This window comes from Micromonospora marina, assembly GCF_900091565.1.
GTDB lineage: Bacteria > Actinomycetota > Actinomycetes > Mycobacteriales > Micromonosporaceae > Micromonospora > Micromonospora marina.
The window spans coordinates 186,223-198,291 of record NZ_FMCV01000002.1 but is presented as its reverse complement, the minus strand read 5'-3'; the positions used below and the strand labels follow the sequence as shown (position 1 = coordinate 198,291).

The 12,069-nt window shown below is 72.4% G+C and carries 9 protein-coding genes; 8 read left to right on the top strand and 1 reads right to left on the bottom strand.

Annotated features, from left to right (window positions below):
- Nucleotides 1-67 precede the first annotated feature (67 nt).
- The 6 genes from GA0070215_RS03485 to GA0070215_RS03460 all read left to right on the top strand — a co-directional run bounded on the left by GA0070215_RS03485 (nucleotide 68) and on the right by GA0070215_RS03460 (nucleotide 8,628).
- Nucleotides 68-682 carry a TetR/AcrR family transcriptional regulator gene (locus GA0070215_RS03485; RefSeq protein WP_018785593.1) on the top strand — a complete coding sequence of 205 codons (615 nt, stop codon included), beginning with the start codon at nucleotides 68-70 and terminating at the stop codon, nucleotides 680-682.
- A gap of 77 nt (nucleotides 683-759) precedes the next feature.
- Complete coding sequence (locus GA0070215_RS03480) at nucleotides 760-2,127, top strand: acetyl-CoA carboxylase biotin carboxylase subunit (protein ID WP_091042123.1); 1,368 nt, start codon at nucleotides 760-762, stop codon at nucleotides 2,125-2,127.
- Between the two features lie 25 nt (nucleotides 2,128-2,152).
- Nucleotides 2,153-3,073 carry a hydroxymethylglutaryl-CoA lyase gene (locus tag GA0070215_RS03475; protein ID WP_091041667.1) on the top strand — a complete coding sequence of 307 codons (921 nt, stop codon included), beginning with the start codon at nucleotides 2,153-2,155 and terminating at the stop codon, nucleotides 3,071-3,073.
- Between the two features lie 124 nt (nucleotides 3,074-3,197).
- A complete protein-coding gene (locus tag GA0070215_RS03470; RefSeq protein WP_091041663.1) occupies nucleotides 3,198-4,730 on the top strand; it encodes an acyl-CoA carboxylase subunit beta in 1,533 nt (510 codons plus the stop codon).
- A gap of 119 nt (nucleotides 4,731-4,849) precedes the next feature.
- Nucleotides 4,850-5,998, top strand: a complete 1,149-nt coding sequence (locus GA0070215_RS03465) for an acyl-CoA dehydrogenase family protein (protein ID WP_091041660.1) — start codon at nucleotides 4,850-4,852, stop codon at nucleotides 5,996-5,998.
- 101 nt (nucleotides 5,999-6,099) lie between these two features.
- On the top strand, nucleotides 6,100-8,628 hold the full coding sequence (locus tag GA0070215_RS03460) for an ATP-binding protein (protein WP_091042120.1): 2,529 nt from the start codon (nucleotides 6,100-6,102) through the stop codon (nucleotides 8,626-8,628).
- A 230-nt stretch (nucleotides 8,629-8,858) separates the two neighbouring features.
- On the opposite strand, the gene GA0070215_RS03455 is transcribed toward GA0070215_RS03460, so the two are convergent.
- Entirely contained in the window at nucleotides 8,859-9,350 is a 492-nt protein-coding gene (locus tag GA0070215_RS03455) for a MarR family winged helix-turn-helix transcriptional regulator (protein ID WP_018785587.1), read from the bottom strand.
- A gap of 101 nt (nucleotides 9,351-9,451) precedes the next feature.
- Here GA0070215_RS03455 and GA0070215_RS03450 point away from each other — a divergent pair, with 101 nt between their 5' ends.
- Both GA0070215_RS03450 and GA0070215_RS03445 read left to right on the top strand, forming a co-directional pair.
- On the top strand, nucleotides 9,452-10,033 hold the full coding sequence (locus GA0070215_RS03450) for a YceI family protein (RefSeq protein ID WP_018785586.1): 582 nt from the start codon (nucleotides 9,452-9,454) through the stop codon (nucleotides 10,031-10,033).
- Between the two features lie 254 nt (nucleotides 10,034-10,287).
- On the top strand, nucleotides 10,288-11,766 hold the full coding sequence (locus GA0070215_RS03445) for a glutamate-cysteine ligase family protein (RefSeq protein WP_018785585.1): 1,479 nt from the start codon (nucleotides 10,288-10,290) through the stop codon (nucleotides 11,764-11,766).
- The last annotated feature ends 303 nt before the right edge of the window (nucleotides 11,767-12,069 follow it).

Genomic DNA, 12,069 nt, shown 5'->3' with positions numbered 1-12,069 from the left:
GCGGGCCGGGGCAACCGTTGGGTAACCGCGGCTGCCCCGGCTCGAACACGAGGTCTAGGCTGGTCCGGTGGCGGTGGAACAGCAGGCACGGGGGGCGGCGGGTGCGGCCCGGCGCCGGTCCCGGCGGGACGAGATCCTGGAGATCGCGGTCGGCCTCTTCGCGGCGCGCGGCTACCACGGTGTGTCGATGGACGACATCGGCGCGGCGGCCGGTGTCACCGGTCCGGCGCTCTACCACCACTTCGCGGGTAAGGAGGCGATGCTCGTCGCCGCCCTGATCCCGGTGAGCGAGGGGTTGCTCGCGGGCGGGCGGGAACGGGCCGCGGGTCACCCGGGCGATCCGCGCGGGGCACTGGAGTCGTTGATCGACTTCCACGTCGACTTCGCGCTGGCGAACCCGGCGGTGATCGCGTTGCACCTGCACGAGCTGGACCGCCTCCCGGACGAGCCGCGCCGCCGGATCCGCCGGCTCCAGCGGATGTACGTCGAGGAGTGGGTGACCGTGCTGACCGCGCTGCACGCCGGCCTGCCCGACGGCGCGGCCCGGGTGCTCGCCCACGCGGCGTTCGGCCTGATGAACTCGACGCCGTTCCTGGGCGGCGAGGTGGATCGCCGGCGCCGGGCCGAACTGCTGCGCGGCGCGACCCTCGCGGCCCTGCTCGCGCCCACCGACCCGACCTGACACGCCGCGCGCACCTTAACGCATGTTAAGAAGAGACCCCGGCTTTGCGTCGAGAAGGGGTCACGTCCGTGCAGAAGATGATCGAATCGTTGTTGGTCGCGAATCGGGGGGAGATCGCGCGGCGGATCATCCGTACCGGCAGGCGGCTCGGGATCCGGACGATCGCGGTGCACTCGGAGGCCGACGGCGCGTTACCGTTCGTGACCGAGGCCGACGAGGCGGTCTGCGTCGGCCCGGCGAACCCGGCGCAGAGCTACCGGAACGCCGAAGCGATCCTCGACGCCGCCCGTAGCACCGGTGCGCAGGCGATCCACCCCGGCTACGGCTTCCTGTCCGAGAACGCGGACTTCGCCCGTACCGTCGAAGGGGCCGGCCTGATCTGGGTCGGGCCCGGCGCCGACGCGATCACCGCGATGGGCGACAAGATCAACGCCCGGAACCTGATGGCGGCGGCCGGCGTGCCGGTCGCGCCCGGCACCACCGAACCGGCGAGCGACCTGGACGCGGCGGTCGCGGCCGCCGCGGAGATCGGCTACCCGGTGATGGTCAAGGCCGCCGCGGGCGGCGGCGGCATGGGCATGGGTGTGGCCGCGGACGAAGTTGCGCTGCGCACCGAGTACGACAAGGTCCGCGCGTTCGCCGAGCGGATGTTCGGCGACGGGTCGGTGCTGATCGAGCGGTACTTCCCCCGGGTGCGCCACGTCGAGGTGCAGATCCTCGGCCTGGCCGACGGCCGGGTGGTGGCGCTCGGCGAGCGGGAGTGCTCGGTGCAGCGACGCAACCAGAAGCTGGTCGAGGAGTCGCCGTCCCCGGCGGTCTCGCCCGAGCTGCGCGAGCGTTTCCTGGCCGCAGCGGTGCGCGCGGGCGAGGCGGTGAACTACCGCAACGCCGGCACTGTCGAGTGCCTGCTGGTCCCGCGTCAGCGGGATCTCAAGGGCGACAGCTCCGGCGTCGATGAGTTCTTCTTCCTGGAGATGAACACCCGGCTGCAGGTCGAGCACCCGGTCACCGAGTACGTCTACGGCGTCGACCTGGTCGAGGAGCAGCTGCGGGTGGCAGTCGGTCTGGCACCGACGTTCGACCCGGACGCGCTCACCCCGCGTGGTCACGCCATCGAGCTGCGGATCAACGCCGAGGACCCGAAGCGCTTCCTGCCCGGCCCGGGCGCGATCACCGCCTGGAACGAGCCGTCCGGCGCGGGCGTCCGCGTCGACTCCGGCTACGTCGCCGGCAACACCGTCACGCCGTTCTACGACAGCCTGATGGCCAAGCTGATCCTCACCGGGGACACCCGAGAGGAGGCGGTCCAGCGGGCGCGGGCGGCGGTCGCCCAGTTCGAGATCGCCGGCCCGAAGTGCAACCTGCCGTTCTTCGCCGAGCTGCTGGAGAACCAGGAGTTTCTCTCCGGCGACTACGACACCGGCATCGTCTCCCGGATGCATTGACCTTCGACCCAGTGAGGTGAATGTGATGGCGGAATTTCCGGACTCCGTGAGTATCCGTGAGGTCGGTCCCCGCGACGGCCTCCAGAACGAGGCGCCCATCCCCACCGACGCCAAGGTGCGGCTGCTCGACGCGCTGTCCCGGACCGGGGTGCGGCGCATCGAGGCCGTCTCCTTCGTCCACCCGAAGGCGATCCCGCAGATGGCCGACGCCGACGAGGTGTGGCAGCGGGCGGAGAAGGTCGGCGGGGTGCGCTACTCCGCCCTGGTGCCGAACACGCGTGGCGCGCAGCGGGCGCTGGCGGCCGGCTTCACCGAGATCGAGGTGGTGGTCTCGGCCAGCGACACGCACAACCGCCGCAACGTCAACCGGTCCACCGACGAGTCGCTCGACGACATCGCCGAGCTGATCGACCTGCTGCACGGCGCGGGCGCCACCGCCGAGGTGATCGTGGCGACCAGCTTCGGCTGCCCCTACGAGGGCGACGTGGACCCCCGCCGGGTCGCCGCGATCGTCGACCGCGTCGCCCGTGACGGCGCGGACCGCGTCGCCTTCGGCGACACCACGGGCATGGGTACGCCCCGGCGCGTCCGCGAGCTGGTGACCGTGGTGCGGGACCGGAACGCCCACCTGCCGATGTTGCTGCACTTCCACAACACCAGGGGCACCGCGCTGGCGAACATGCTCACCGCGATGGAGTTGGGCGTCACCGAGTTCGATGCCAGCGTCGGTGGCCTCGGCGGCTGCCCGTACGCCCCGGGTGCCAGCGGCAACCTGGCCACCGAGGAGGCGGTGCACATGCTGCACGACATGGGCATCGACACCGGCATCGACCTGGACGCCCTGATCGGGGCCGCGGAGCTGGCCGAGTCCCTGGTGGGCAAGAAGCTCCCGTCGGGAGTCCTCCGGGCCGGCCCCCGGACCCGCCTGACCCCTCTTCCGTCCTGACCCACGCGGTCTCCCGTTGATCACGGGAGTGGGCGGGTGGGGGTGCGAGTAGCGGGTCGCCGGACGGGCCGGCGGTGGGGTAGCCTAACGATCGTTCAGGTCGGTGTGGTGCAAGGGAGTCGGCGTGACGCTCGACGGTGAGGCTCTGGAGCAGCTACGCAAGCGCGCCCGCGCCGGCGGAGCGGACAAGTACCACGCGGCCAACGCCGCGAAGGGGAAGCTGTTCGCCCGCGAGCGCGTGGCGTACCTGGTCGACGAGGGCTCCTTCGTCGAGGACGGGCTCTACGCCAACGCCATGGCCGACGGGCTGCCCGCCGACGGCGTGGTCACCGGCACCGCGACCATCGACGGCCGCCAGGTCTGCCTGATGGCGAACGACTCCACGGTCAAGGCCGGCAGCTGGGGCGCGCGCACCGTCGAGAAGATCATCCGGATCATCGAGCGGGCGTACGCGAACGGCGTGCCGATGGTCTACCTGGTCGACTCGGCCGGTGCCCGGATCACCGACCAGGTCGACCTGTTCCCGGGCCGCCGCGGCGCCGGCAAGATCTTCTGGAACCAGGTCCGCGCCTCCGGGTCGATCCCGCAGGTCTGCGCGCTGTTCGGGCCGAGCGCGGCGGGCGGGGCGTACATCCCGGCGTTCTGCGACGTGGTCGCCATGGTGGACGGCAACGCCAGCATGTACCTCGGCTCCGACCGGATGGTCGAGATGGTCACCGGCGAGAAGACCACGCTGGAGGCGATGGGCGGCGCGAAGGTGCACTGCGCCGAGTCCGGCGTGGGGCACTTCCTCTGCAAGACCGAGAACGACGCGCTCGACGTGGTGCGGACGTACCTGTCCTACCTGCCGTCGAACTGGAAGCAGGACCCGCCGGCCGCCGAGGCGGTCGCCGCGCCGGCGAAGGCCGACCTGGCCGCGCTGGTGCCGGCCAGCGAGCGGCAGGCGTTCGACATGCGCCGGTACGTCAAGGGCCTGCTCGACGAGGGCAGTTTCTTCGAGATCCAGGCGCTGTGGGCGAAGGAGCTGACCATCGGGTTCGGCCGGCTGGGCGGCGAGGTCGTCGGCGTGGTCGGCAACAACTCGATGTTCAAGGGCGGCGTGCTCTTCGTCGACTCGGCCGACAAGGCGACCCGGTTCGTGCAGCTCTGCGACGCGTTCAACGTGCCGCTGCTGTTCCTCAGCGACGTGCCCGGCTTCATGGTCGGCAGCGCGGTGGAAAGGCAGGGGATCATCAGGCACGGTGCGAAAATGATCACGGCGATCTCCGAGGCGACCGTCCCCAAGATCTGTGTGGTGGTCCGAAAGGCGTACGGCGCGGGTCTGTACGCGATGGCCGGTCCCGGCTTCGAGCCGGACGCCACGATCGCGCTGCCCACCGCGAAGATCGCGGTGATGGGCGCGGAGGCCGCCGTCAACGCGGTCTACGCCAACAAGATCGCCGCCATCTCCGACGAGGCCGAGCGGGCCGCGTTCGTGGCCGCGAAGCGCGATGAGTACGAGCGCGACATCGACGTGGTCCGCCTCGCCAGCGAGCTGGTGGTGGACGCGATCGTCGAGCCGCACGAGCTGCGGGCCGAGCTGGTCCGCCGGTTCGCCGCCGCACGCGGGAAGAACCGGCACTTCTCCCACCGCCGACACGGCGTCACCCCCGTCTGACCCCGGTAAGGAAGGGCCCCCTCTTAACGCCTGGTGCATGTAAAGGGGCCCCTCCTAACGCTTCAGCCGCTCCCGGCGTCACGAGCGCCCGGCGGCCCGCCCTTTCCAGGAGGATCGACATGGACTTCCGGCTCGACGAGGAGCAGCAGGCGCTGCGGGAGAGCGTGCGGGAATTCGCCCGCGAGGTGGTCGCGCCCACCATCGCCGAGCACTACGAGCAGCACACCTTCCCGTACGAGATGGTCCGCCAGATGGGCAAGATGGGCCTGTTCGGCCTGCCCTTCGCGGAGGAGCACGGCGGCATGGGCGGCGACTACTTCGCGCTCTGCCTGGCGCTGGAGGAACTGGCCCGGGTCGACTCCAGCGTGGCGATCACGCTGGAGGCGGCGGTGTCGCTCGGCGCGATGCCGATCTACCGCTTCGGCACCGAGGAGCAGAAGGCGCAGTGGCTGCCGAAGCTGCTCAGCGGTGAGGCGCTGGCCGCTTTCGGGCTCACCGAGCCGGGCACCGGGTCGGACGCGGGCGGCACCCGGACGCGGGCGGTCCTGGACGGCGACGAGTGGGTGATCAACGGCTCGAAGGCGTTCATCACCAACTCCGGCACCGACATCACCGCTCTGGTCACCGTCACCGCCGTCACCGGCACGCGCCCGGACGGCGGCAAGGAGCTGTCCACGATCATCGTGCCGTCGGGTACGCCCGGCTTCACCGTCGCGCCCGGCTACTCGAAGGTCGGCTGGACCGCGTCGGACACCCACGAGCTGACGTTCGACGACTGCCGGGTGCCGGCGGCCAACCTGCTCGGCGAGCGCGGCCGGGGCTTCGCCCAGTTCCTGCGCATCCTGGACGAGGGCCGGATCGCCATCGCGGCGCTCGCCGTCGGCCTGGCCCAGGGCTGCGTGGACGAGTCGATCAAGTACGCCAAGGAGCGCCAGGCGTTCGGCCAGCCGATCGGCAACTACCAGGCCATCCAGTTCAAGATCGCGGACATGGAGATGAAGGCGCACACGGCCCGGCTGGCCTACTACGACGCGGCCGCCCGGATGCTCGCCGGTGAGCCGTTCAAGCGCCAGGCGGCCATCGCCAAGCTGCACGCCTCCACCGTCGCCGTGGACAACGCCCGCGAGGCGACGCAGATCCACGGCGGGTACGGCTTCATGAACGAGTACCCGGTGGCCCGCTTCTGGCGCGACTCGAAGATCCTGGAGATCGGCGAGGGCACCAGCGAGGTGCAGCGCATGATCATCGCGCGCGACCTCGGCATGTGAGGACACCCCGAACCACGCCCCTGTCGGATTTCGGCGGTGGACGGTCGGGTGGTTGACGATGAGCTGCGGAGCGTCGGAGTCCATCCGTAATCTTCGTGCCCATGACTCCGGATCATGACCGTGCGCGGGGCCCCGGCGGTCGTACCGGTCTGTCCGACCTGCTACGCGGGCACCGGCTCGCCGTCGGCCTGACCCAGGCGGAGCTGGCGGGCCGGGCCGGCGTGGGCGTACGGACGGTCCGCGATCTGGAACGGGGACGGGCCACCCGGCCCCAACGCACCACGGTCGACCTGCTGGCCGACGCGCTCGGCCTGAGCGGTGACGAGCGGCGGGAGTTCGTCGACACCGCCCGGCCCGCGGCACCCCGCCTTCCCGCCGCCCATGACGATCCGCCGGTGGCGCTGCCGCAGCCCGTACCGCTGGTCGGCCGCGAACGGGATGTGGCGGAGGTGTCCGGCCTGCTCGACGCGTACCCGGTGGTGAGCCTGGTGGGGCTCGCCGGGGTGGGCAAGACCGCGCTGGCGGTGACCGTCGCGCACGCGGTGACGGCCCACCACCCGGCGGGCGTCGCCGGGGTGCTCGTGGGCGAGGGCTCCGACCCCGCGGACGTGCTCGCCGCGTCGGCGTCGATGTTCGGCGTGCACCGGCTGGCCGACCTGACCTGCCGGATCGGCGACCGGCGGGCGCTGCTGCTCGTCGACGCCGTCGACCGGGCACCGGACGCGGTGGCCGAGGCGCTCCGCGTCCTGACCGTCGCCGTACCGACGCTGCGGGTGCTGGTGACCGGCCGCCGCCCGGTCGGCCTGGCCGGCGAGCTGGTCCGGCCGGTCGCGCCGCTGGACGTACCGCCGGCCGGCGCCGAGCCCGCCGACCGGACCGACCTGGACCGCTGGCCGGCGGCGGCGCTGTTCGCCGCCCGGTTCGCCCAGGCCCGCCGGGAACCACCGGCCCCGGCCCAGTTGCCGGCGCTCGCCGCGCTCGTGCGCCGGCTCGGCGGACTGCCGCTCGCCATCGAGCTGATGGCCGCACGGGGGCGCATCCTCGACGTCACCGAGCTGCTCGACCGCTACGGCGACCGCGTCCTGGACCTGACCGGCGTGCGCCCCGGTTGGGAGCCCGCCGACCCGTCCACCGGCACGGTGACGCTACGCGACGCGGTGGCGACCAGCTATCACCTGCTCGCCACCGCCGACCGGGCGGCGCTGCGGCGGCTGTCCGCGTTCCGTAACCGCTGGTCGGTCGAGTTGGCCGAGGAACTGCTCGCCGACGGCGGCCGGCGGTGGGACGCCGCGCCGATGCTGGACCGGCTGCGCGAACTGGGCCTGCTCAGCGTCCGGGGAACCGGCCCGTTCCGGTTCCGTCTGCTGGACGCGGTCCGTGACTTCGCCGCCGAGCAGGCCGACGCCGACGGCGAGGCCGACCGGATCCGGATGCGGCACGCCACGGTGATCGCCGGTCTGGTCCGTCGCACCGCGCCGGGGCTGGTGGGCGCACAGATGTCCGGCGCGGTGCACGTGCTCGACGAGGCGACGAGCGACATCACCGCTGCGCTGGCGTACGCCGCCGAGCACGCACCGGAGACCGCGCTGCTGCTCGCCGCCTCGCTGCCCCGATGGTGGCGGCTGCGCGGGCGGGACGTGTCCGGCCGGCGCCGGCTGCGGCGGCTGCTCGCCGATCCGCGTACCGCGGGTGCCCGGCCCACGCTGCGGGCCTGGGCCATGCTGGGCGCGGCCCGGCTGGCCGCCGAGCACGGGGCGGGCGCGGAGGAGCTGCCGGCGGTCCGGGCCGCCCTGGCCGTCTTCGCCGGGGCGGGCGACGTGACCGGCGAACTGTCCGCCCGGTCCGTGCTCTGCGCGCTGCTGCCCGGGCTCGGCGCGCACGACGAGGCCCGCGAGCAGGCCGAGGCCGCGCTGGCGTCGGCCACCCGGCACCACCGGGTACGCGAGATGGCCGTCGCCCAGGCGCACCTGACCTGGCACGACGTACGCGATGGGCGGCTGGCCGGCGCCCGGCGGCGGCTGGCCACCGTCGACCGCCTGGCGGCGCAGTGCGGTGACCAGCACCTGCGTGTGCTGGCGCGGGCCGATCAGGCCGAGCTGACCCGCCTGGAGGGCCGGTACGCCGAGGCGGTCGAGCAGGGACGCCGGGTGGCGGCCGCGCTCGCGGAGCTGGGTGATCCCGGGCGTCGGCGCCGGACGGTCGGCGCGGTCGGGTTGGCGCTCGCCCATGCCGGGCGCGCCGACGAGGCGCTGGCCACGGTCGCCGAGCTGTGGCCGTCGGGCGTGGTGCCGGGCCGGCGCCGGCCGCCGGCCGTGGAGATGCTCGACCCGCCCGGCCCGGGTGGGAACGCCCGCACCGAGGACGCGCTGCGTGGGTTGATCGAGGGGCACGTGGCGCTGCACCGGGGAGACCGGGAGCTGGCGGCGGAGTGGTTCGCCGCGGCTGCCGACGCGGCCGAGGGTGTCGCCGACCGGCGGGATCTGGTCGAGGCGCTCGTGGGGCTGGCGGTCAGTACCGCTGATCCGGCAGTGCTGGACCGGCTGGACGCGGCGCGGCAGGTCACCGGCGTCGGCCTGCTGCCGCAGGAGGAGGAGTTGCTGTTCTCCCTGTCGGCGCGACGGCGGCGGTGAGCGGCGCGGGGAGGTGGGGGCGCGGGGGTGGCGCGAGCGAAGTAGCCCCCTGGTGCTGCCCCTCGCTCCACGCTCGCGCCAGCACCCCCCGGTGCCCCCCGCTGCTGGAAGACTACCGAGGTCGGACGACCGATTCGGATGTGTGTGGACCGCTTTGCCCGGCCGTTCGGGCGATTCTGCCGGTCGTTCTGCCGGTGACCGGCGGGTAGTGCCGGACAGGTTGCGGACCGTCAGGCGGCGTCCTGGGCCGGCTCGGTGCTGCCGGCCGTGGCACCCGGATGGACCGCGTCGCGTACCCGGCGCAGCCCGTCCAGCAGCCCGTCGAGCTGTGCCGGGTCGAGCTGGCTGGTGAACCACTGCTCGATGATGCGCAGGTGGCCGGGAAGGACGTCGTCCAGCCGCCTGAGCCCGGCGGTGGTGACCACCGCGAAGGAACTGCGCCGGTCGGACGGGCAGGCGCGCCGGCAGACCAGCCGGTCGCGCTCCATCCGGTCCACCACGCGGGTCACGCCGCTGGTGGAGAGCGAGGTCTGCGCGGCCAGATCGGTCATCCGCAGCTGGTTGTTGGGGGAGCGGGCGAGCCGGGTCAGCACCTCGAACTCGACCGGGGAGAGGCCGTGCTCCTCGAACTGGGCGGCGAACCGGGCGGCGAGCCCGGCGTGCGCCTCGACGAGCAGGCCCACGGCAGTGATCCGGGGGTCGTCGAACACGTTCTGGTCCACGCCACCATCCTAGCAATACTTGACACGGGGAATATTGCCTCAACTATAGTTGCTCAGGCAGTCGTTGGGTTCCTAAACATTCTTCTCCGGAGGAGAGCATCATGACCAGCAGCACCGAGGCGACTACCCGCGACTGGGAGGGTCTCACCATCCCCACCCCCGGCACCTACGTGCTGGACGCCGCGCACAAGCGGGTCGGCTTCGTCGCGCGGCACATGATGGTCAGCAAGGTACGCGGTGAGTTCGCGGACGCCACCGCGAGCATCACCGTCACCGGCGACCCGATGCAGTCCTCGGTCACCGCCAGCATCCAGGCGGCCAGCATCAACACCGCCCAGGCCGACCGCGACGCGCACCTGCGCAGCCCGGAGTTCCTCGACGCGGAGCAGTACCCGACGCTGGAGTTCCGCAGCACCGCCGTGAAGTCCCGCGAGGGCAACGAGTTCGTGCTCGTCGGCGAGCTGACCATCAAGGGCGTGACCCGTCAGGTCGAACTCGAGGTGGAGTTCGAGGGCGTCGGCCGCAGCCCGTTCGGGCAGGACATCTTCGGCTTCTCCGCCTCCACCGAGATCGACCGGGAGGACTACGGTCTGACCTGGAACGTCGCGCTGGAGACCGGTGGCGTCCTGGTCGGCCGCAAGGTCAAGATCGAGATCGAGGGTGAGGCCATCCGCCAGGGCTGAGCCCGGCACCCGCCGCAGGGCCCGCGCCGTCTCGCCGACGGTGCGGGCCCTTCTCGGGTACGCCCCGGCGGTGCGAATCGTCACGCGAAGTTCTCCGCCCGCACGCGCTGGTGACGGCGGTGACGGGGTACAGGTGCAGACCTGCCGCCCGTCCAGCCGGGTGGCGGGGCGGGCGCACTTACGTCCACCACCTGAATGGTTCACAATGCGTTGCGGAACGGTACGGTTCCGTCGCACCGGCGCCGGGAGGACACATGGGCAGAGACGTCGAGCAGGGCGCCTTCTCCCGCGAGGATCGGGTCCGCTACCGGCAGAAGGTCCGGCGGTGCCTGGACGTCTTCGCGCTGATGCTCGACGACTTCGGCTTCGACGCCGACCGTCCGATGACCGGGCTGGAGATCGAGCTGAACCTGATCGACGCCGCCGCCGAACCGGCCATGCGCAACGATCAGATCCTGGCCGACATCGCCGACCCGCTGTTCCAGACCGAACTGGGGCAGTTCAACCTCGAACTGAACGCCTCACCCCGGCTGATCGAGGGCAGCGGCTTCGCCGACTACGAGCAGGACCTGCGCAGCAGCCTCAGCCGCGCCGACGAGCGGGCCGCCAAGTCCGATGCGACGATCATGATGGTCGGCATCCTGCCCACGCTCACCGAACGCCACCTGGTCGCCGACAACCTCTCCACCAACGAGCGGTACCGCGTCCTCAACGACCAGATCGTCGGCGCCCGCGGCGAGGACATCGAACTGGACATCAACGGTGTCGAACGGCTGCGGACGCACACCGACTCGATCGCGCCGGAGGCCGCCTGCACCAGCCTCCAGTTCCACCTCCAGGTCGCGCCGGACAGCTTCGCCGACTACTGGAACGCGTCCCAGGCGATCGCCGGCGTGCAGGTCGCCATCGGCGCCAACTCGCCGTTCCTCTACGGCCGGCAACTCTGGGCGGAGACCCGGATCGCGCTGTTCCAGCAGGCCACCGACACCCGCCCGGACGAGCTGAAGGCCCAGGGCGTACGCCCCCGGGTGTGGTTCGGTGAACGGTGGATCACCTCGATCTTCGACCTGTTCGAGGAGAACGTCCGCTACTTCCCGCCGCTGCTGCCCATCTGCGAGGAGGAGGACCCGGTCGAGGTGCTGCACGCCGGTGGCGTGCCCCAGCTCGGTGAGCTGCGGCTGCACAACGGCACCGTCTACCGCTGGAACCGGCCGGTCTACGACATCATGAACGACCGCCCGCACCTGCGGGTGGAGAACCGGGTGCTGCCCGCCGGCCCGACAGTGGTGGACATGCTCGCCAACGCCGCGTTCTACTTCGGGCTGGCCCGCGGCCTCGCCGAGTCGGACCGCCCGATCTGGAGCCAGTTGACGTTCAGCTCGGCGGAGGAGAACTTCCACGCCGCGGCCCGGCGCGGCATCGAGGCGGTCCTGCACTGGCCCCGGCTCGGGGACGTGCCGGTGACCACGCTCGTGCTGGACACGCTGCTGCCGGTGGCCGCGGAGGGCCTGGACCGGTTCGGTGTCGCCCCGGCCGAGCGGGACCGCCTGCTCGGCGTCATCGAGGGCCGCTGCCGTACCGGCCGCAACGGTGCGGTCTGGCAGACCGAGACGGTGTGGACGGCCGAGCGGAACCGGGGCCTGGACCGGGAGGCCGCGCTGCACCACATGGTCCAGCGGTACGCCGAGCTGCAGCGCGGCAACGAGCCGGTCCACACCTGGCCCGTCGACTGACCCTGCTCCCCTTCCCCGACTCCAAGATCGCGCATAGGGTCTCGGCGGGTCTGCTCAGCGGCCTCGACGGCGGGTGCTCTCGGTGGTCGGCGGGTCGGTCCGGCCTGACGGCGTGGCCGGGGAGTCCTGAGGTGCCGCCGCCGTTCCCTTCGAGTCCGGCTCCTCGATGTTCGACCCCTCGTCCCCCGGGCCAGCCGGTACGACCTGTGCGGATGCCTCGGGCTGCCGCTGAGGTGGCACGGCCTGGCCGCGGCGGCCGCCGGCGGACCGGGCGGCCCGGCCCCGGCCCGTCTCCGTCGCTCC

Coding starts and splice junctions, on each gene's coding strand:
- GA0070215_RS03480 (WP_091042123.1), top strand. CDS start 760: ATGATCGAATCGTTGTTGGTCGCGAATCGGGGGGAGATCGCGCGGCGG.
- GA0070215_RS03475 (WP_091041667.1), top strand. CDS start 2,153: ATGGCGGAATTTCCGGACTCCGTGAGTATCCGTGAGGTCGGTCCCCGC.
- GA0070215_RS03465 (WP_091041660.1), top strand. CDS start 4,850: ATGGACTTCCGGCTCGACGAGGAGCAGCAGGCGCTGCGGGAGAGCGTG.
- GA0070215_RS03460 (WP_091042120.1), top strand. CDS start 6,100: ATGACTCCGGATCATGACCGTGCGCGGGGCCCCGGCGGTCGTACCGGT.
- GA0070215_RS03450 (WP_018785586.1), top strand. CDS start 9,452: ATGACCAGCAGCACCGAGGCGACTACCCGCGACTGGGAGGGTCTCACC.
- GA0070215_RS03445 (WP_018785585.1), top strand. CDS start 10,288: ATGGGCAGAGACGTCGAGCAGGGCGCCTTCTCCCGCGAGGATCGGGTC.